Raw genomic sequence first — 19,984 nt, 5'->3', positions numbered from 1 at the left:
TGTTGCGGACCCCGCCGACGGCCGCGATCCCGCTGGTTGTGGAGTAGGGCACACCGCGCACCCGCTCGGTTGCCGCCGGTGCCGACCTCGCTAGGCTGCGCCCAATGGCCTGTTTCAACTGATGACAGGCGTCAAACTGATTCCACAACGCTGGTGGCGGCGCGACGGCGCGCCGCGGAGACGGGACGGGACGCGCAATCGTGGACCTGTACGAGTACCAGGGGCGGGACCTGTTCGAGCGGCACGGCTTGCCCGTGCTGGCCGGCGGCGTCGCCAACACCCCGGAGGAGGCCCGCGCGATCGCCGAACGCCTCGGCGGCCGGGTGGTCGTCAAGGCGCAGGTGAAGGTCGGTGGCCGTGGCAAGGCCGGCGGCGTCAAGCTGGCCGAGGGCACGGATGAGACGGTGGCCCGCGCCACCGACATCCTCGGCATGGACATCAAGGGTCACACGGTCCACAAGGTCATGATCACCGTGACGGCGGACGTGGCCGAGGAGTACTACTTCTCCTACCTGCTCGACCGGGCGAACCGCACCTTCCTCTGCATCGCCAGCGTCGCCGGCGGCATGGACATCGAGCAGGTCGCCGCCGACACCCCGGACAAGGTCGTCAAGGCCCCGATCGACGCCGTCAAGGGCGTCGACGAGGCGAAGGCCCGCGAGATCGTCACCGCCGCCGGTTTCCCGGCCGACGTCGCCGACCAGGTCGTCGAGGTCGCCGTGGGCCTGTGGCAGGCGTTCGTCGCCGAGGACGCCACGCTGGTCGAGGTGAACCCGCTGGCCAAGACCGGCGACGGCAAGCTGCTGCTGCTCGACGCGAAGGTCACCCTGGACGAGAACGCCGCGTTCCGGCACCCGGACCACGAGGCGCTCGTAGACCAGGCCGCCGTGGACCCGCTGGAGCAGGCCGCCAAGGAGAAGGACCTCAACTACGTCAAGCTCGACGGCGAGGTCGGCATCATCGGCAACGGCGCGGGCCTGGTCATGTCCACCCTCGACGTCGTGGCCTACGCGGGCGAGCGGCACGGCAACGTCAAGCCGGCCAACTTCCTCGACATCGGCGGCGGCGCGAGCGCCGCGGTGATGGCCAACGGGCTGGAGATCGTCCTGTCCGACCCGTCGGTGCGCAGCGTCTTCGTCAACGTCTTCGGCGGCATCACCGCCTGCGACGAGGTCGCCAACGGCATCGTGCAGGCGCTGGCCCTGCTGGAGCAGCGCGGCGAGAAGGTCACCAAGCCGCTCGTCGTCCGGCTGGACGGCAACAACGCAGAGGCCGGCCGGGCGATCCTCGACGGCGCGAACAACCCGCTGGTGCAGCGGGTCGACACCATGGACGGCGCGGCCGAGCGGGCCGCCGAGCTGGCGGCTGCGGGGGTCTGACAATGGCTATCTGGCTGACCAAGGACTCGAAGGTCATCGTGCAGGGGATGACCGGCTCCGAGGGGTCCAAGCACACCCGGCGGATGCTCGCCGCCGGCACGAACGTCGTCGGCGGCACCAACCCGCGCAAGGCGGGCCAGAGCGTCGACTTCGACGGCACCGCGCTGCCGGTCTTCGCGACCGTCGCCGACGCGATGGCCGAGACCGGCGCCGACGTGACGGTCATCTTCGTCCCGCCGCAGTTCACCAAGGCCGCCGTGATCGAGGCGATCGACGCCGGGATCCCGCTGGCCGTGGTCATCACCGAGGGCGTGCCGGTGCACGACACCGCCGCCTTCTGGGCGTACAACGTGGCCAAGGGCGAGCGCACCCGGATCATCGGGCCGAACTGCCCCGGCATCGCCTCGCCGGGCGCGTCCAACGCCGGCATCATCCCGGCCGACATCACCGGCTCCGGCCGCATCGGCCTGGTCAGCAAGAGCGGCACCCTGACCTACCAGATGATGTACGAGCTGCGCGACATCGGCTTCTCGACCTGCGTCGGCATCGGCGGTGACCCGATCATCGGGACCACCCACATCGACGCCCTGGCCGCGTTCGAGGCCGACCCGGACACCGACGCCATCGTGATGATCGGCGAGATCGGCGGCGACGCCGAGGAGCGGGCCGCCGAGTTCATCAAGTCCAACGTCACCAAGCCGGTGGTCGGCTACATCGCCGGCTTCACCGCGCCCCCCGGCAAGACCATGGGCCACGCCGGCGCGATCATCTCCGGCTCGGCGGGCACCGCCGAGGCGAAGAAGGAGGCGCTGGAGGCCGTCGGCGTGAAGGTCGGCAAGACCCCGACCGAGACCGCCAAGCTCATGCGGGAGATCATGTCCGCCGGCTGACCGCAGCGAGACGCGCCGAGGGGGTCGACCGAGCCGGTCGGCCCCCTCGCGTCGTCACGGCGCCCGATCGTCGCGCGGTGACGGGTCAGTTGTTGTTCCAGAACGGGTAGTTGCCGCTCGCCCGCAGGATCGCGCTGCCGATGATGTTGATCACGCCGAACGCGATGGCGAGGTAACCCAGCACCGGGGACTGGCCGTACCGCTTGGCGTCCCGGATCGACAGGTACCCGAAGATGATCCCCAGGATGCCGCAGCAGAGCAGGCCCAGGATGATGCCGAGCACGCCCCACAGCGTGGTGCGGTCCCGGCCCCCGGCCTGCGCAGGGGGCGGTGGATACGGAGCATTCACGGCTTCCTCCGAGCGGTCCGCGGCCGCGACAGGAATTCGCGTCCTGGGGCCGAGGCTAGACCGGATCGGGGGTGCCAGGTCGGTGGATCACCGAACTTGCGGCCGGTCGGGGGCGGTATCGGACTGCCCGCGACGGCGCGACGTGCCAGAGTAGAGCCGATGTCCTCCGTCACCCCTGACCAGCCCCGCCGTCCGGCCGCCAGGGTCGGCGCCGACGCCCGGCCCGCCGGCCGCGTCCCGGGCCCCCGGGGGCCCGCGCCCCGGCCCGGGGAGTCCCCCCGCGGCCGGGCCCCGCTCGCGGTGGCCGCCGGGGTCGCCGCCGCCTGGGCCGCGCTCACCTCCTACCTGCCGGTCGCCCTCGTGCTCGGGCTCGCCCAGCTCACCGAGGACGCCGGCTCCGTCACCGGCGCGCTGCGCGCCGGGCTCGCCGGCTGGCTGCTCGGCCACGGCGTCCCGCTCACCACCGACGCCGGGCCGTTCGGCCTGACCCCGCTCGCGCTGACCGCGCTGGCCGTCTGGCGGCTCACCCGCGCCGGGGTGCACGCCAGCCGGGCCATCGGGGCGCGGGGCGGGCGCTCCCCGCGCCAGGCGCTCACCGCCGCCGGCGCGGTCGGCATCGGGTACGCGCTGCTCGGCGCGCTCGCCGCCGTGCCCGCCGGTGCCGCCCCGGCCCGCGCCGGGGCGACGTTCGCCCTCGTCGGCACGCTCGCGGCCCTGGCCGGGGCGCTGCGGACCACCGCCGTGGCCCGCCTGCTCGCCGCCCGGGCCCCCACGCAGCTCCGGGACGGGGTGCGCACCGGCCTCGTCGCCGGGCTGCTGCTGCTCGGCGCGGGGGCCGGAGCAGCGGGGCTCGCGGTGGCCACCGGGGGCGGCGACGCCGCCGACATGATCGGCGCCTACCGCACCGGGGTGGCCGGGCAGGCCGGGATCACCCTGGTCAGCCTCGCCTACGCGCCGAACGCGACGATCTGGTCGGCCAGCTACCTGCTCGGCCCCGGGTTCGCCGTCGGCGTCGACACCGCCGTCCGCACCAGCGAGGTCTCCGTCGGCGCGCTGCCGGCCGTGCCGCTGCTGGCGGGGCTGCCCAGCGGGCCCGTCGACGGCTACGGTGCGGGCCTGCTCGCCGTGCCCGTCCTGGCCGGTATGGCCGCCGGGTGGCTGCTCGCCCGCCGGCTGCTGCGGATCGCCGCCGAGGACCGCGCCGAGGTGGCCTGGCCGGCGCTGCTCGCCCCGGCGGCGTTGGCCGGCCCGGTCGCCGGGCTGCTGCTCGGCGCGCTCGCGGCGGTCTCCGGCGGCCCGCTCGGCGGCGGCCGGCTGGCCGAGATCGGCCCGGTCGGCTGGCAGGTGGCCGGGGTGGCCACCGCCGTGATCGCGGTCGGTGCCCTGCTCGGCGCCGCCGCCACCCGGGCGCTGCGCGGGAAGGGAAGGCCCCCCTCCTGACGCGTCGGACGCAGCGAGGGGCGCCCCGGGAAACTCCGGAGCGCCCCTCGCGATGTCGTGCGACCAGGTGGCCTGCGGCCCGCCTCAGGTGGTGGGCAGGGTCACGTTCCCCACGATCCCGAGGATGAACAGCAGGACGCCGAGCCCGGCGCCGACCGCACCGCAGATCAGGCCGGTCTTGGCCTGGCCGTCGTTGCTGGCCAGCCCCTGCGCCGCCTTCTGCCGGCCCAGGTAGCCGGTGACCACGGCGGCGATGCCGACCGGGACGCCCAGGTACAGGCAGCAGACCAGCGGGATCGACGCGATGCCGAGGATCATCGACACCAGGCCGAGGGTGTTGTTCTGCCCCTGCGGCTGCGGGTAGCCGGCGTTCGGGTAGCCCGGCGCGGCCCCGTAGGGCGGCTGCTGGGCGTACGGATCCTGCCCGTACGGCTGGCCAGAGGTGGGCTGCCCGTACGGCGCCGGGGGCTGCTGGGCGTACGGGTCCTGCCCGTACGGCTGACCCGATGTCGGCTGCTGCCCGTACGGCGCCGGGGGCGGCGGGGCGTACGGGTCGTGGTACTGCGGCTGGTTCGGGTCGTGGGGCTGCTGGCCGTACGGGTCCTGACCGGGCTGCATGCGTCGGTGCTCCTTGCTTCGGGCTGCTGTCAGTAGCTGCTGGTGCTGCTGGCTCCACCCATGATCCCGGCAAGACCACCCAGCGCGCAGCACACGAGGACGATCACGAGCCAGACGATGCCGACGATCAGGGCCCACTTGGACCACTTCTTCGACTCGGCCGCCGCCGCCTGCGCCCCCGCGTAGTCACCCTGCTGGATCAGCGGGTTGACCTTCGACGCGTTGATGATGGCGGGGATGGCCAGCGGCCAGAAGAGGAAGATGGCCACGATGGACATCGTCATGTTGTTATTGATCTGTTGCGGTTGGGGGGACTGGTAACCGGGCTGCATCCTGGGTGCTCCTCATTCCGTCGACACACCGCGCGTGTCGCGTCACTGACAGGTGCGGGACCCGGCCTGCGCCGGGCACCGAGCGACCGGCAGCGTACAGGGTCCGGGCGACAGGAAGCGTCACCGATTTCGGCCCGGGCCTGACGCCCCGCGCGTAGCGGTGCGGCCCCGACCTGGCCGCCCACCCGAGGACGGCCCCGACCTGCCCGATAGGGTGGCCGCGTGACCGAGCCCGCGTCCGTCGCCCGCATCGTCGTCCTCGTCTCCGGCTCCGGGAGCAACCTCCAGGCGCTGCTCGACGCCGCCGCCGACCCCGCGTACGGTGCCCGGGTCGTCGCCGTGGGCGCGGACCGCGACGGGATCGCGGGCCTGGACCGGGCCGCCGCCGCCGGGGTGCCGACCTTCGTCGAGCGGGTGAAGGACCACCCGACCCGGGCGGACTGGGACGCCGCGCTGACCAGGCAGGTCGCCGCGCACCGCCCCGACCTGGTGGTCTCCGCCGGCTTCCTCAAGCTGGTCGGCCCGGAGTTCCTCGCCGCCTTCGGCGACCGCTACCTCAACACCCACAACACGCTGCTGCCGGCGTTCCCCGGCATCCACGGCCCCCGCGACGCCCTCGCCTACGGCGTGAAGATCACCGGGGCCACCCTCTTCTTCGTCGACGCCGGCATGGACACCGGGCCGATCGTGGCCCAGGTCGCCGTCCCCGTGTGCGACGACGACGACGAGGAGACGCTCACCGAGCGCATCAAGTCCGCCGAGCGGCGTCAGCTCGTCGAGCAGGTCGGTCGGCTGGTCCGCGAAGGTTGGACGATCACCGGAAGAAAGGTCACGGTCCCGTGAGTTCCAGTCAGGACGAGCGCCGCCCGATCCGGCGGGCGCTGGTCAGCGTCTACGACAAGAGCGGCCTGGTCGAGTTGGCCCAGGCCCTGCACGCGGCCGGCGTGGAGATCGTCTCGACCGGCAGCACCGCGTCGACCGTCGCCGCCGCCGGGGTGCCGGTGACCCCGGTGGAGTCGGTGACCGGCTTCCCCGAGATCCTCGACGGCCGGGTCAAGACCCTGCACCCGCTGATCCACGGCGGGCTCCTGGCCGACCTGCGCAAGCCCGCGCACGCCGCCCAGCTCGACGAGCACGGCATCGCCGGCATCGACCTGCTGGTGTCGAACCTCTACCCGTTCCAGGACACGGTCGCCTCCGGCGCCGACGTCGAGGAGTGCGTGGAGCAGATCGACATCGGCGGGCCGGCGATGGTGCGCGCCGCCGCCAAGAACCACGCGTCCGTCGCGGTGGTCACCGACCCGGCCGCGTACCCGGAGCTGGTGGCCGCCCTCGGCGCGGGCGGGTTCACCCTGGCCCAGCGCCGGGTGCTGGCGGCCCGCGCGTTCGCCGCCATCGCCGAGTACGACGTGGCCGTGGCGCAGTGGTGCGCGACCACGCTCGCCCCCGACGCCGCCGGGTGGCCGGAGTTCGCCGGGCTGTCGCTGCGCCGCTCGGCGGTGCTGCGCTACGGCGAGAACCCGCACCAGGCCGCCGCCCTCTACGCCGACCCGGCCAGCCCCGCCGGCCTGGCGCAGGCGGAGCAGCTGCACGGCAAGGAGATGTCCTACAACAACTACGTCGACGCGGACGCCGCGTGGCGGGCGGCGAACGACTTCGCCGAGCAGCCGGCCGTGGCGATCATCAAGCACGCCAACCCGTGCGGGATCGCCGTCGGGGCCGACGTCGCCGACGCCCACCGCAAGGCGCACGCCTGCGACCCGGTGTCGGCGTACGGCGGGGTGATCGCCGTGAACCGGCCGGTGACCGCCGAGCTGGCCCGGCAGGTCGCCGACGTGTTCACCGAGGTGCTGGTGGCGCCGGGCTTCGACGAGGACGCGCTGGAGCTGCTGCGGGCGAAGAAGAACCTGCGGCTGCTGCGCGCCCCGGCGTACGCCCCGCTGCCGGCGGAGTGGCGGCAGGTCACCGGCGGGATGCTGGTGCAGACGCGCGACGCCATCGACGCCGAGGGCGACGACCCGGCCAACTGGCGGCTCGCCACCGGCGAGGCGGCCGACGAGGCCACCCTGCGCGACCTGGCGTTCGCCTGGCGGGCGGTACGCGCGGTGAAGAGCAACGCGATCCTGCTGGCGAAGGACGGGGCGACCGTCGGCGTCGGCATGGGCCAGGTCAACCGGGTCGACTCGGCGCAGCTCGCGGTCACCCGGGCCGGCGCCGACCGGGCGGCCGGCTCGGTCTGCGCCTCGGACGCGTTCTTCCCGTTCGCCGACGGCCCGAAGGTCCTCATCGCGGCCGGGGTGAAGGCGATCGTCCAGCCGGGTGGCTCGATCCGGGACGAGGAGGTCGCCACCGCCTGCAAGGAGGCCGGCGTCACGCTCTACCTCACCGGCACCCGCCACTTCTTCCACTGACCGCACCGCGCCGCCGTCCCGCTGCCCGCCCGGCCCCGCTGCCTCGACCGACCCGCCCCGGGTCCGCAGGCAGCGGGGCGGGCGGACGTGAGACGATCTGGGCGTGACGGCGACGATCCTGGACGGCAAGGCGACCGCGGCGGAGATCAAGGACGAGCTGCGGGCGCGGGTGAAGGCACTGGCGGAGCGGGGCGTCGTGCCCGGGCTGGGCACGGTCCTGGTCGGGGCCGATCCGGGCTCCCAGGCGTACGTCAACGGCAAGCACCGCGACTGCGCCGAGGTGGGGATCGCCTCGATCCGCCGCGAGCTGCCCGCCGACGCCACCCAGCAGCAGGTCGACGACGTCCTCGCCGAGCTGAACGCCGACCCGGCCTGCCACGGCTACATCGTCCAGCTTCCGCTGCCCGGTCACCTGGACACCCAGCGGGCGCTGGAGATGATCGACCCCGACAAGGACGCCGACGGCCTGCACCCGGTCAACCTCGGCCGGCTGGTCCTCGGCTACGACGGCCCGCTGCCCTGCACCCCGCGCGGCATCGTCGAGCTGCTCCGCCGGCACGACGTGCCGCTGCGCGGCGCGAACGTCGCCGTCGTGGGCCGGGGCAACACCGTCGGCCGTCCGCTGGGCCTGCTGCTGACCCGGCGCAGCGAGAACGCCACGGTCACCCTCTGCCACACCGGCACGCTCGACCTCGCCGGCCACACCCGCGCGGCCGAGATCGTGATCGTCGCGGCCGGGGTGCCGGGCCTGCTCACCGCCGACATGGTCACCCCCGGCGCGACGGTGGTCGACGTCGGCATCACCCGGGTGATCGGGGCGGACGGCAAGGGCCGCTACACCGGCGACGTCGACCCCGAGGTCGCCGAGGTGGCCGGCAAGGTGGTCCCGATGCCCGGCGGCGTCGGCCCGATGACGCGCGCCATGCTGCTGACCAACGTCGTCGAGCGGGCCGAGCGCGGCTGAGTCCCCGCCGGTCCGGCGCGGCCGGGTCGTCCCGCCCTGCCGGGCCGGGCGCGGCTGAGCCCGACCCGGCAGTCGCCGGGGCGAACCCGGCGACGGTGACGTTCGCCCCATCCCGCCGATGGCCGCCGCCCCTGGCCGGTGGGCTGCCAGGATGACTGATACGGTCCGGAAAACGACTGGTAACAGGGAGTGGGACGACCATGGGTAAGAAGGTCACTGTCGTCGGGGCCGGCTTCTACGGCTCCACCACCGCGCAGCGCCTGGCCGAGTACGACGTCTTCGACACCGTCGTGATCACCGACATCGTGGAGGGCAAGCCCGCCGGCCTGGCCCTGGACCTCAACCAGTCGCGGGCCGTCGAGGGCTTCGAGACCAAGGTCGTCGGCGTCACCACCGGCCCGAACGGCGAGGGCTACGAGGCCATCGAGGGCTCGGACGTCGTGGTGATCACCGCCGGCCTCCCGCGCAAGCCGGGCATGAGCCGGATGGACCTGCTGGAGACGAACGCCAAGATCGTCCGTCAGGTCTCCGAGAACGTCGCCAAGTACGCCCCGAACGCCGTCGTCATCGTCGTGTCGAACCCGCTCGACGAGATGACCGCGCTGGCCCAGCTCGCCACCCAGTTCCCCAAGAACCGGGTGCTCGGCCAGGCCGGCATGCTCGACACCGCCCGGTTCACCAACTTCGTCGCCGAGGCGCTCGGCGTGCCGGTGCGGTCGGTGAAGACGCTGACCCTGGGCTCGCACGGCGACACCATGGTCCCGGTGCCGTCGCAGAGCACCGTCGACGGCAAGCCGCTGCGCGAGGCCATGCCGGCCGAGCAGATCGAGGAGCTGGTCGTCAAGACCCGCAACGGCGGCGCCGAGGTGGTCGCGCTGCTGAAGACCGGCTCGGCCTACTACGCCCCGTCGGCCGCCGCCGCCCGGATGGCCAAGGCCGTGGCGGAGGACTCCGGCGAGGTCATGCCGGTCTGCGCCTGGGTCGACGGCGAGTACGGCATCTCCGGCGTCTACCTGGGCGTCGAGGCCCAGATCGGCGCCGAGGGCGTCAAGCGGGTCGTCGAGACCGACCTCGACGCCGACGAGCTGGCCAGCCTCAAGGAGGCCGCCGAGGCCGTCCGCGCGAAGCAGGCCGACGTCGCCAGCATGTGAGCCACGCGGAAGGGGCGGGCCGGCCGACGCCGGGCCCGCCCCTTCGCCGTTTCCGCCGCCCGTCCGAGCGGCCGTCGGCGCTCAGAGCGCCACGAACGGCTCGCCCAGGTGCGGGGTGGCCAGGGCCGCCGGGCCCCGCGCGGCCAGGTCGCGCAGCAGCGCCACCCGCGAGGCGCGCGCCGTCCCCGGCTGCTCCTCGTGGGCGTACGCCAGGTCGGGGTCGACGAGCTGGACCGCGTGCACCAGCAGGTCGCCCGTGACCAGCAGCCGCTCGTCGCCGGAGTCCACCAGCACCGACTGGTGGCCGGGGGTGTGCCCGGGGGTGCTCAGCACGCGTACCCCCGGGGTGAGCGGGGTGTCGCCGTCGAGGACCCGGAGCTGGCCGGCGGCGCGCAACGGCGCGACCAGGCCCGCCTCCAGCCCGGGGTTGAGCGAGGCGAGGGCGGTCAGCTCGGCGCGCTGGACGAGGTAGTCGGCGTTGCGGAACCAGGGGTTGCCGACGACCGCCCAGCCGACGTGGTCGGTGTGCAGGTGGGTCAGCACGACCGTGCGGACGTCGGCCGGGTCGATCCCGGCGGCGGCCAGCTCGGCGGGCAGCCGGCCGGGCACCGGGGCCCAGCTCGCGGCGGGGGCGCCGGCCGGGCCGATGCCGGCGTCGACCAGGGTGACCGGGCCGTCCCCGGCGCGCAGGGCGAAGCAGCGGAACGGCAGCCACCAGCGGCCGTCGTCGGTGACCGTGGCCGGGTCGCGCCGGTCGGCGGCGGCCCACTGCTCGGCCGTGGCGGCCGGGAACGCCTCCTCGCGCGGCTGGAAGAACGGCCCCTCCCCGTCGGTCAGGGCGGTGACCGTGATAGACCCGAGGGTGCGGCGCGGCGGCATCCGGCGATCGTGCCAGCCGTCGGTTGTGCCGTGCATCCCGTTTTCCCCGGCCAGCGCGGGCCGGCTGGGGACTGCGAGCCGGTTTCCAGTACGCTCGTACTGTTGAGCACGTGTCCCCCGAGAGGAGCGCCGGTCGATGGCGAAGATCAAGGTAAACAACCCGGTCGTTGAGCTCGACGGCGACGAGATGACCCGGATCATCTGGAAGCAGATCCGGGAGCAGCTGATCCTGCCCTACCTCGACGTCGACCTGCACTACTACGACCTCTCGATCCAGTACCGCGACTCCACCGACGACCAGGTCACCATCGACGCCGCCAACGCGATCAAGGAGCACGGCGTCGGCGTCAAGTGCGCCACCATCACCCCGGACGAGGCCCGGGTGGAGGAGTTCGGCCTCAAGAAGATGTGGCGGTCGCCGAACGGCACCATCCGCAACATCCTCGGCGGCGTCGTCTTCCGCGAGCCGATCATCATGTCGAACGTGCCGCGTCTCGTCCCGGGCTGGACCAAGCCGATCATCATCGGCCGGCACGCCCACGGCGACCAGTACAAGGCCACCGACTTCGTCGTCCCCGGCCCGGGCACGGTGACCATCACCTACACCCCGGCCGACGGCTCCGCCCCGGTCGAGATGGAGGTCGCCAACTTCCCCGGCGGCGGCGTCACCATGGGCATGTACAACTTCGACGACTCGATCCGCGACTTCGCCCGCGCCTCCATGCGCTACGGCCTGGACCGCGGCTACCCGGTCTACCTGTCGACGAAGAACACCATCCTCAAGGCGTACGACGGCCGGTTCAAGGACATCTTCGCCGAGGTGTTCGAGAACGAGTTCAAGGCCGAGTTCGAGGCCGCCGGCATCACCTACGAGCACCGGCTCATCGACGACATGGTGGCCGCCGCGCTCAAGTGGGAGGGCGGCTTCGTCTGGGCCTGCAAGAACTACGACGGTGACGTGCAGTCCGACACCGTGGCGCAGGGCTTCGGCTCGCTGGGCCTGATGACCTCGGTCCTGATGACCCCGGACGGCCGCACCGTCGAGGCGGAGGCCGCGCACGGCACGGTGACCCGGCACTACCGGCAGTACCAGAAGGGCGAGAAGACCTCGACCAACCCGATCGCCTCGATCTACGCCTGGACCCGGGGCCTGGCCCACCGGGGCAAGCTGGACGGCACCCCGGCCGTCACCGAGTTCGCCAACACGCTGGAGCAGGTCATCATCGACACCGTCGAGGGTGGCCAGATGACCAAGGACCTCGCGCTGCTGATCTCGCGCGACGCCCCGTGGCTGACCACCGACGAGTTCATGAACGCGCTGGACGAGAACCTGGCGCGTCGGCTCGCCGCCTGATCGCACCGCCGTACCGCCGAAGCCCGCCGGCCACGCGCCGGCGGGCTTCGCCGCGTCCCCGGCCGTCGCGCCGTCACCCCGGGTGAGGTGGCTCGTTGTGCAGGATGGACGTGGTGCCAGTCGCGTCCAGGGAGGTTGACCGCGGTCGCCGCGCGGCACGAGTGCCGATGAGCCAGCCTCCCCGGCTGTCGTACACAGCCAGCCGTCCCTTCCCTGCGGGGGGCCCGTCCCGGGCCCCCCGCGCCCTGTTGCGCTGCCCCGAGCCCCTGACAAGTGGGCCCTGCACTACCGGAAGCGTCAAGCAGGGGCCCCTCCTCTCAGCAGGGCGGCGGCGCGCTCCGGGGCGATGTCGTTGATGAACACCCCCATGCCCGACTCCGAGCCGGCCAGATACTTCAGCTTGTCCGTCGCCCGCCGGATGCTGAACAGCTGCAGGTGCAGGTGCCCCAGCTCGCGGTCGATCCGCACCGGCGCCTGGTGCCAGGCCGCGATGTACGGCATCGGCATGTCGAACAGGGCGTCGAAACGGCGCAGCAGGTCCAGGTAGAGCGGGCCGAACGCGTCCCGCTCGGCGTCGGTCAGGGCGGGGATGTCCGGCACCGGCCGGTGCGGCGCGACGTGCACCTCGAACGGCCACCGGGCCGCCGCCGGCACGTACGCCGTCCAGTGCTCGTTGGCCGCCACCACGCGCGTGCCGGCGGCGCGCTCGGCGGCGAGCACGTCGGCGTAGAGGTTGCCGCCTCCGGTGCACTCGGCGTGGCGGCGGGCCGCGCCGAGCATCGCCCGGGTGCGCGGCGTGACGAACGGGTAAGCGTAGATCTGGCCGTGCGGGTGGTGCAGGGTCACCCCGATCTCCACGCCCCGGTTCTCGAAGCAGAAGATCTGCTCCACCCCGGGCAGCTCGGCCAGCGCCGCCGTCCGGTCGGCGAGGGCGTCGAGCACAGTACGCACCCGGGCCGGCGGCAGGCCGGCGAACGAGGCGTGGTGGTCGTCGGTGAAGCAGACCACCTCGCACCGCCCCTGCCCCGGCCGGACCGGGGTGAACGGGGTGATCTCCGCCGGCTCCTCGGCGATCCGCTGGCTCAGCGACGGGAACCGGTTCTCGAAGACGGCCACGTCGTAGTCCGGGGCCGGGATCTCACTGAGCCGGTCGCCCCGGGACGGGCAGAGCGGGCACTGGTCGGCCGGGGGGAGGAAGATCCGGCTCTGCCGGTGCACGGCGACCGCCACCCACTCGTCGGTGAGCGGGTCGTACCGCAGCTGGGACGCGGGCGGCGGCGGCGGAAGCTCGCGCCGGTCCGGCTGGTCGCGGACCGCGTCGTCCCGCTCGTCGAAGTAGATCAGCTCCCGGCCGTCGGCCAGCTCGATCGTCGTACGCTTCACTCCGCCGTTCCCTCCCTCGTCGGCGCGGCCACGCGGCCGGGGCCACGATCCGGGGCCGGCGTCCGACCCGGTGCCGATCTGCTCGTCGTCCCCGCCCCCGCGACCAGGACCAGCTCGCCGACCCGCTCGTCGAGCACCTGTCGGGCCTGCGGGTCGAGCCGGTCGTCGGTGACCAGCACGTCGGCGGCGGACAGCTCGACGATCGAGGAGATGCCGACGGTGCCCCACTTGGTGTGGTCCGCGAGCACGACCAGCCGGTCGGCGGCGGCCACCAGGGCCCGGTCGGTCTCGGCCTCCATCAGGTTGGGGGTGGTGAAGCCGGCCCGCTCGCTGATCCCGTGCACGCCGAGGAAGAGCAGGTCCAGGTGCAGCGACCGGATCGCCGCGACCGCGAGGGGCCCGACCAGCGCGTCGGACGGCGTCCGCACCCCGCCGGTGAGCACCACGGTCTGGTCGGTGCGGTCCCCGGCGTGCAGGATCTCGGCGACCGGCAGAGAATTGGTCACCACGGTCAGCCCCGGCACGTCGACCAGCCGGCGGGCCAGCTCGGCCGTGGTGGTGCCGGCGGAAAGGGCGACCGCCGCGCCGGGACGCACCAGCTCGGCGGCGCGGGCGGCGATGGCCGCCTTCTCCGGCAGCTGGCGCACCGACTTCGCGTGGAAGCCCGGCTCGTGGGTGGAGCCGGGGCCGGTCGTGGTGGCGCCGCCGTGCACCTTGGCCAGCACGCCCTGCTCGTGCAGCGTGTCCAGGTCGCGCCGGATCGTCATGTCGGAGACGCCGAACTCGGCGGCCAGCTCGGTCACCCGGACGCCGCCGGTGGCCCGGACGCGCTCCAGGATGGCCGCCTGCCGTTGCCGCGCCAGCATTCCGCACCTCCGGTTCCCGCGCCCACTTCTCACGTGGTCGCACGCGTTCCAACAAAGGTGAACACTAGCGCGGCGGGTGGCCGTTGCGGAAGCGGAGCCGTAGGGGGCGGTGGGCACCGACACGTGCCCGGCGCACGCACCGCCGCCCGGCCCCCTCGACGGAGGAGGACCGGGCGGCGGCGACGGGTCGGGAGGCGGCGGGTCAGGTGGACTGGAGGCGCGGCTCCACCCAGCCTGTCTCGGTCAGGTGGTGCATCACCGCCTGCACCGCCTCGTCGATCGACATCCCGGTGGTGTCGACCACGACGTCGGCGTCCGTGGGGACCTCGTACGGGTCGTCGATGCCCGTCATGCCCGTGAGCAGGCCGGCCCGGGCGCGGGCGTACAGGCCCTTGCGGTCACGCTGCTCGCACACCTCGATCGGGGTCGCCACGTGCACCAGCACGAAACCGGCCCCGGCCGCGTGCGCCATCTCGCGGGCCGTGGTCCGCGCCGCCGCGTACGGGGCGATCGGGCAGCAGATGCCGACCCCCCGGTGCCGGGCGATCTCGGCCGCCACCCAGCCGATCCGCCGGACGTTCAGGTCCCGGTCGGCCTTGCTGAAGGTCAGCCCGGCGGACAGCTCCCGGCGCACCACGTCGCCGTCGAGCAGGGTCACCGTGCGGTCGCCGCCCTCGCGCAGCACGTCCGCCAGGCCCCGGGCGATGGTCGACTTGCCGGAGCCGGAGAACCCGGTGAGGAACACCACGAGCCCCCGGTGCCGCCGGGGCGGCCGGGCCCGCACCAGTTCCTTCGCCACGGCCGGCGGGGTGTGCCACTCCGGCAGCGGGAAGCCCCGGTCGAGCAGGTCGTCGATCTCCGCCTGGCTGAGCGCCAGCCGCCGGTTGCGCGGCGGGATGTCCTCCCGCCAGCGCCACTGCCCGTCCCGGTTGTCGTAGGCCAGCTCGCGGGGCACCAGCACCCGCAGCCCCGCGCCGGAGAGCATCTCGCCGGTGGAGAGCAGGTGGGTCACCCCGTACGCGGCGGCGACCCGGGCCTGGAGCAGGGCGTCGCTGATCTCGTCCCGGCGGCGGGCCAGCGGCACCGCGACCAGGGTCGCCGGGGGCATCCGGTCCCGGGCGGCGAAGACCGCCCGCACCAGCGACTCGGAGGGCAGCCCGTTGATCGGCCCCTCGCCGACCGGGATCATCACCAGCAGGTGCGCGCCCAGCGTGCGGGCCGCGTGGGCGATCTGCGCGAGCTGCGGGCGGTGCAGCGGGCGGTCGGCGAGCACCCCCAGCACCCGGCCCGGGGGCAGCAGCGCCCGGATCTCCTCCGGGCTGCGGCGCAGCCGCTGGAACGGGCCGTGGCCGCCGTCGCCGAGCCGGCGCACCGTGCCGCCCACCCCGGCGACGCCCTCGCGGGCCGACCACACATCGGTCACCTCCAGCGAGGCCACCGGGGCGCCCTCGCCGTCGGACAGCACCAGCACCCGGCGGGCCGGATCGGCCGGATCCAGACCGTCGGCGACCGCCGCCGGCACCTGGAGGGCCACCGGCACCTGCCACGGCGCCCCGTCCGCGAGCCGGCCCCGCCGGCTCACCGAGGCCAGATCCGCCCGGGTCATGAAGCCGGTCAGGGGCGCGTACGCCCCGGAGAGCAGCAACTCGAGATCGGCCAGTTCCCCGGGCCGCGGCGTGTACGCCGGCGCGTCCCGAAGCACCTCGTCGGGCAGCACCCACCCGTTGCTCATCGCACCCCCACTCTCTGGCCGGCTCACAGTTTCTCAGCCCGTCGCCGATCGGTCGAGAGTGCCATTCCCATCACTAGGGGTTGATCCCCGCCACGGATCAGGCGGCGGCCCGCAGCGGGGCCGCGCCGAACGAGACCGAGAACCGCTTGCACCAGATCGAGACGCTGGTCAGGGCCGTCAGGTCGGTGCCCGCCGGGATGTCGTACGCCTGGTCGCCCCGGTTTCCCTTCAGCCGGCCCAACTCCACCCGACGACCGTCGTCGAAGACCCGCCAGCCGGCCACCCCCTCGCGCACCGGCTGATCGGTGAGCCAGACCCGGAGGTCCGGCCCGTTGCTGGTGTCCAGCCCGACGAGTTCCAGGCGGTGCCGCCCGTCGGGGGTCCGGACGATCCGGGCGCTGCCCGACGTGTCGTGCTCGTGGGTGACGAAGTCGCCCCGGCTCACCAGCGTCGGCCCGGCCGGGGTGGGCGCGGCGGCCGGGCTGCCGGCGGAACCGGGGCCGGTCGCGGGCGTGCCGGCGGGACCCGGCGCGGCCGGGGCGGTGGTGGCCGCCACGGCCGACAGCGTCTCGTCGACCTCGGTGTCGGTGACCAGCTTCCAGGGCTGGAACCAGGCCAGGCCGGCGGCGGCCCCGGCGACGACCACGGCGACCGCGATCCAGGTCAGCGGCTTGTGCAGCAGGCGGGCGATCATGCGTCCAGTCTCGCCCGGCCCGCGCCCGGCGGCACCGTCGCGCCGGTTACGGAAGCCTTACCGGCGCGTCGGGCCGCCCGTCACCTGCCGTCCATAGCCCATCCACAGGTCGTTCATACGCCGTTCGCATGCCCGACCGGTTGGCTGCCCTCTGACCGATCCGTGCCATCCAGACCGGAGGAAGTGCGTTCATGCGTCTACGGTTCAACCGCCGAGCCCGGCCCCCAGACCCGGCTGCTGACCACCGTGGCGATCCGGCTCCGGAAGCGGGGCCCCCGACGACCGGCCGGGACCACGCGGGGCACGCGCTGCGCGCGCCGAGCAAGCTGCACGCCTTCAACCGGTACGAGATCAAGTATCTCGTGGAGACCACGAAGGTGGCGGCGCTGCGGCGGGAGCTGGCCGCCCGGCTGGCCACGGACAGCAACGGCGGCAACAGCGGGTACGGCGTGTGGAGCGTCTACTACGACACCGCCGACCTGCGGTTCTACTGGGAGAAGATCGAGGGGCTCAGGTTCCGCCGCAAGCTGCGCGTGCGCCACTACGGCGACCGGTCCACCATCGACGACGACACCACCGTGTACGTCGAGATCAAGCAGCGGGTCAACCGGGTCACCCAGAAGCGCCGCATCGCCCTGCCCTACCGGGAGGCCCGGCGGCTCTGCGACGAGCGGGCGTTGATCGAGCACGACCCGTCCCAGCGGGGGTTCGTCGAGGAGGTCCTCGAACTCGTCTCCGGGCTCGACCTGCGGCCGGTGGCGATGACCGGCTACCACCGCGAGGCGTTCGTCGGCCAGGACTCCGACCTCGGCCTGCGGGTCACCCTCGACCACCGGGTCCGGGGCCGGGACCGCGACTTCCACCTCGGCGCGGACGCCGAGAACCGGCTCATCGTGCCGGCCCGGCTCTCCGTCGTCGAGATCAAGGCCAACGAGCGGGTGCCGTACTGGCTCACCGATCTCGCCGCCCGCGCCGAGCTTTCGGTGGTGCGGGTCTCCAAGTACTGCCAGAGCGTCGAGGCGTTCGGCCGCGCCCCGCGCTCGGTCTTCCACGTCCAGGACACCGACCCCGCCGCCGATCTGGCGGCGGCCACCTTCGAGAAGTGAGGCCCGAACCCCGATGGACATCACGTTCCAGGACCTGTCCGGCACGTTCAGCGTGGGCGACATCGCCATCGCGCTGTCGCTGTCGTTCCTGCTCAGCGCCATGATCGGCTGGGTCTACCGGGCCACCCACCGCAACGTGTCCTACAGCCAGTCGTACGTCCAGACGCTGATCATCCTCGGCATGCTGATCTCGCTGATCATGCTGGTGGTGGGCTCCAACATCGCGCGGGCGTTCGCCCTGGTCGGGGCGCTGTCGGTGGTACGGTTCCGCAACGCCATCAAGGAGACCCGGGACGTCGGGTTCATCTTCCTGGTGATGGGCGTCGGGATGGCCTGCGGCACCCGGTTCTACACCCTGGCGATCGCCGCCGCCATCGCGATCAGCCTGATCATCGTGGTGATGTACCGGTTCAACTGGTTCGCGCTGAACGTGCAGCGGCAGGTGGTCAAGGTCCAGCTCCCGGCCGGCGGCAACCACACCGCCGAGATCCAGGACGTGCTGGTCCGCTACACCACCGAGTTCGAGCTGGTCAGCCTGGAGTCGATCCGGGCCGGCGCGCTCACCGAGCTGATGTACACCGTCCGGCTCAAGAAGGGCACCGAGCCGGGCGACCTGATCTCGGCGCTCAGCGAGCGGACCTCCGGCCAGCGGGTGACCGTGCTCACCGGCTACGACCAGACGGACCTGTGATGGCCGAGCCACCCCGGGCCAGGTCCCCGCTACCCCGGGCGCTGCGCCGCCGGCTGCCCGTCCGGGTGCGGCAGAACTGGAAACTGCTCACCACCTGCACGGCGTTCCTCGCCGTCCTCACCCTGGTGCTCGGCACCGAGCGGATCCGCCCGTACGTGACCAGCGCCGGCGACGTCGGATCGGACACGGTCACCGTGAACATCGCCGGCACGACGGACCTGTTCGACGCGACCGTCGCCCACTCGATCTCGCTGACCTTCAAGGACACGGACTACCAGCAGATGCTGGAGACCTACTGGAAGGAGGGGGAGAAGGGGTACGTCGAGGCGGACCTGACCGTCGACGGCACCACCCTCCCCAGCGTCGGCATCCGGCTCAAGGGCAACTCGACCCTGCAGAGCCTGACCTGGAAGGGCGAGTCCAGGCCGCGCGGCACCGGCGCCGGCCCGGCCGGCGGGATGCCCGGCGGCGGCGAGCGCCCCGCCGACGCCGGCCAGCGGCAGGGCGGCCAGCCGGGCCAGACCGGCCAGCAGGGCGGCCAGCGGCAGGCCGGTGGCGGGTTCCCCGGCGGCGGGATGACCCGCACCAGCCTGAAGGCCGAGGAGCCCGAGACGCTGCCCTGGCTGATCAGCTTCGACGAGTTCGTCGACGGCCGCCGCTACCAGGGGCACCGCGAGGTGGCCGTCCGCGTCGCCGGCATGGGCGGTGGCTCCACGGTGCTCAACGAGGCGCTGGCGCTGTCCCTGCTCGACAGCACCGGCGAGGCCGCCCAGCGGTACGCGTACTCGTCGTTCACGGTCAACGACCGGCCCACCGCGGCCCGGCTGCTGGTCGAGCACCCGGACGAGAACTTCGCCGACCAGATGGGCGGCACCGGCGTGCTCTACAAGTCCCTGGCCAGCAGCAGCTTCACCGACCAGGGCGACGACCAGACCGACTACACCGACGACTTCAAGCAGATCACGATGAAGGGCAGCCAGGACCTGCAACCCGTGATCAACCTGATCAAGTGGGTGAACTCGGCCAGCGACGAGGAGTTCGACGCGCAGCTCGCCGACCGGGTCGACGTGGAATCGTTCGCCCGCTACGTCGCGCTGCAGAACCTGCTGCTCAACTTCGACGACATGTCCGGGCCGGGAAAGAACTACTACCTCTGGTACGACCTGGAGACGAAGAAGTTCAGCGTGATCAGCTGGGACCACAACCTGACCTTCAGCGGCAACGCCTCCCAGGGCCCGCACGACAGCGGCGGCTTCGGCATGCGGGGCGGCATGCAGCCACCGGAGGGTATGCAGCTCCCCGAGGGGATGCAGCTTCCCGAGGGTATGCAGCTCCCTGAGGGCATGGACCTTCCCGAGGGCATGCAACCGCCGGGCGGCGGGGCCACGGAACAGGAGGGCGGCAATGCCGAGCGGGGCCGCGTCGGCGGCATGATGACCGGCCACAAGCTCAAGGAGCGGTTCCTGGCCAGTGACGCGTTCAAGGAGGTCTACGAGGACGCGTACCGCGAGCTGTACCAGCAGGTCTACGCCAGCGGCCGGGCGACCGGGGCGCTCGACGCGATCACCGGTGTGCTGAAGACCGTCGAGGGGGTCGACGCGGCGGCGGTGGACTCCGACGCCGAGCGGCTGCGCACCCTCGTCCAGCAGCGCACCGAGAGCCTCAAGAACAACGAGGTGATCACCCGGAGCTGAGCCCGGGAGAGCCGGGGGAGCCGGCACGGCGGACCCGCCGCGCCGGCTCCC

At 73.2% G+C, this 19,984-nt stretch carries 19 protein-coding genes; 11 read left to right on the top strand and 8 right to left on the bottom strand.

The features are described from left to right. The first annotated feature begins 200 nt into the window (after positions 1-200). A complete protein-coding gene (gene sucC, locus LPU61_RS08860) occupies positions 201-1,379 on the top strand; it encodes an ADP-forming succinate--CoA ligase subunit beta (protein WP_043965701.1) in 1,179 nt (392 codons plus the stop codon). 2 nt (positions 1,380-1,381) lie between these two features. Then, a complete protein-coding gene (gene sucD / locus LPU61_RS08855; RefSeq protein ID WP_043965702.1) occupies positions 1,382-2,269 on the top strand; it encodes a succinate--CoA ligase subunit alpha in 888 nt (295 codons plus the stop codon). Positions 2,270-2,354: 85 nt separating this feature from the next. Here sucD and LPU61_RS08850 read toward each other — a convergent pair whose 3' ends face one another. Further along, a complete protein-coding gene (locus LPU61_RS08850) occupies positions 2,355-2,618 on the bottom strand; it encodes a hypothetical protein (RefSeq protein ID WP_043965704.1) in 264 nt (87 codons plus the stop codon). A gap of 159 nt (positions 2,619-2,777) precedes the next feature. Here LPU61_RS08850 and LPU61_RS08845 point away from each other — a divergent pair, with 159 nt between their 5' ends. After that, complete coding sequence (locus LPU61_RS08845; protein ID WP_043965706.1) at positions 2,778-4,058, top strand: DUF6350 family protein; 1,281 nt, start codon at positions 2,778-2,780, stop codon at positions 4,056-4,058. A gap of 84 nt (positions 4,059-4,142) precedes the next feature. Here LPU61_RS08845 and LPU61_RS08840 read toward each other — a convergent pair whose 3' ends face one another. Together LPU61_RS08840 and LPU61_RS08835 are read right to left on the bottom strand one after the other, a co-directional pair. Beyond that, a complete protein-coding gene (locus LPU61_RS08840; RefSeq protein ID WP_229404681.1) occupies positions 4,143-4,676 on the bottom strand; it encodes a DUF4190 domain-containing protein in 534 nt (177 codons plus the stop codon). A 29-nt stretch (positions 4,677-4,705) separates the two neighbouring features. Beyond that, positions 4,706-4,960, bottom strand: coding sequence for a CD225/dispanin family protein (locus LPU61_RS08835; protein WP_228986539.1), 255 nt, complete (start codon positions 4,958-4,960; stop codon positions 4,706-4,708). Positions 4,961-5,230: 270 nt separating this feature from the next. Between LPU61_RS08835 and purN the strand changes: the two genes are divergently transcribed. The 4 genes from purN to mdh all read left to right on the top strand — a co-directional run bounded on the left by purN (position 5,231) and on the right by mdh (position 9,534). Beyond that, positions 5,231-5,851: a phosphoribosylglycinamide formyltransferase gene (gene purN / locus LPU61_RS08830; RefSeq protein ID WP_229404680.1), complete on the top strand. Its 621-nt coding sequence runs from the start codon at positions 5,231-5,233 to the stop codon at positions 5,849-5,851. Further along, positions 5,848-7,419, top strand: a complete 1,572-nt coding sequence (gene purH / locus LPU61_RS08825; RefSeq protein WP_229404679.1) for a bifunctional phosphoribosylaminoimidazolecarboxamide formyltransferase/IMP cyclohydrolase — start codon at positions 5,848-5,850, stop codon at positions 7,417-7,419. The genes purN and purH overlap by 4 nt, the downstream gene beginning before the upstream one ends. Positions 7,420-7,522: 103 nt before the next feature. Further along, complete coding sequence (locus tag LPU61_RS08820) at positions 7,523-8,383, top strand: bifunctional methylenetetrahydrofolate dehydrogenase/methenyltetrahydrofolate cyclohydrolase (RefSeq protein WP_043965711.1); 861 nt, start codon at positions 7,523-7,525, stop codon at positions 8,381-8,383. A gap of 200 nt (positions 8,384-8,583) precedes the next feature. Next, a complete protein-coding gene (gene mdh / locus LPU61_RS08815; protein WP_043965712.1) occupies positions 8,584-9,534 on the top strand; it encodes a malate dehydrogenase in 951 nt (316 codons plus the stop codon). A gap of 81 nt (positions 9,535-9,615) precedes the next feature. Here the strand turns inward: mdh and LPU61_RS08810 are convergent, their stop codons facing one another. Next, the gene (locus tag LPU61_RS08810) at positions 9,616-10,413 is read right to left on the bottom strand and encodes an MBL fold metallo-hydrolase (RefSeq protein WP_229404678.1); all 798 of its coding nucleotides are present in this window, start codon (positions 10,411-10,413) and stop codon (positions 9,616-9,618) included. Between the two features lie 136 nt (positions 10,414-10,549). Here LPU61_RS08810 and LPU61_RS08805 point away from each other — a divergent pair, with 136 nt between their 5' ends. Next, on the top strand, positions 10,550-11,767 hold the full coding sequence (locus tag LPU61_RS08805; protein WP_043965715.1) for an NADP-dependent isocitrate dehydrogenase: 1,218 nt from the start codon (positions 10,550-10,552) through the stop codon (positions 11,765-11,767). 297 nt (positions 11,768-12,064) lie between these two features. Here LPU61_RS08805 and galT read toward each other — a convergent pair whose 3' ends face one another. The 4 genes from galT to LPU61_RS08785 all read right to left on the bottom strand — a co-directional run bounded on the left by galT (position 12,065) and on the right by LPU61_RS08785 (position 16,442). Further along, complete coding sequence (galT, locus tag LPU61_RS08800) at positions 12,065-13,150, bottom strand: galactose-1-phosphate uridylyltransferase (RefSeq protein WP_043965716.1); 1,086 nt, start codon at positions 13,148-13,150, stop codon at positions 12,065-12,067. Then, the gene (locus tag LPU61_RS08795; RefSeq protein WP_043965718.1) at positions 13,147-14,016 is read right to left on the bottom strand and encodes a DeoR/GlpR family DNA-binding transcription regulator; all 870 of its coding nucleotides are present in this window, start codon (positions 14,014-14,016) and stop codon (positions 13,147-13,149) included. The genes galT and LPU61_RS08795 overlap by 4 nt, the downstream gene beginning before the upstream one ends. 202 nt (positions 14,017-14,218) lie before the next feature. After that, the gene (gene cysC, locus LPU61_RS08790; protein WP_229404677.1) at positions 14,219-15,748 is read right to left on the bottom strand and encodes an adenylyl-sulfate kinase; all 1,530 of its coding nucleotides are present in this window, start codon (positions 15,746-15,748) and stop codon (positions 14,219-14,221) included. 97 nt (positions 15,749-15,845) lie between these two features. Then, the gene (locus LPU61_RS08785; protein ID WP_229404676.1) at positions 15,846-16,442 is read right to left on the bottom strand and encodes a DM13 domain-containing protein; all 597 of its coding nucleotides are present in this window, start codon (positions 16,440-16,442) and stop codon (positions 15,846-15,848) included. Positions 16,443-16,633: 191 nt separating this feature from the next. Between LPU61_RS08785 and LPU61_RS08780 the strand changes: the two genes are divergently transcribed. The 3 genes from LPU61_RS08780 to LPU61_RS08770 are packed head-to-tail and all read left to right on the top strand — an operon-like array spanning position 16,634 to position 19,933. Continuing rightward, positions 16,634-17,548, top strand: coding sequence for a polyphosphate polymerase domain-containing protein (locus LPU61_RS08780; RefSeq protein WP_229404675.1), 915 nt, complete (start codon positions 16,634-16,636; stop codon positions 17,546-17,548). Between the two features lie 13 nt (positions 17,549-17,561). After that, positions 17,562-18,239: a DUF4956 domain-containing protein gene (locus tag LPU61_RS08775; RefSeq protein WP_036373042.1), complete on the top strand. Its 678-nt coding sequence runs from the start codon at positions 17,562-17,564 to the stop codon at positions 18,237-18,239. Then, on the top strand, positions 18,239-19,933 hold the full coding sequence (locus tag LPU61_RS08770; protein ID WP_229404674.1) for a CotH kinase family protein: 1,695 nt from the start codon (positions 18,239-18,241) through the stop codon (positions 19,931-19,933). Before LPU61_RS08775 ends, LPU61_RS08770 begins: the two co-directional genes overlap by 1 nt. Positions 19,934-19,984: the final 51 nt, after the last annotated feature.

This window comes from Micromonospora sp. NBRC 110038 (genome assembly GCF_020884815.1).
Taxonomy (GTDB): Bacteria; Actinomycetota; Actinomycetes; order Mycobacteriales; family Micromonosporaceae; genus Micromonospora; species Micromonospora haikouensis.
Note: the sequence above shows the minus strand (reverse complement) of the source record. Positions and strands in the feature narration are given on the sequence as shown.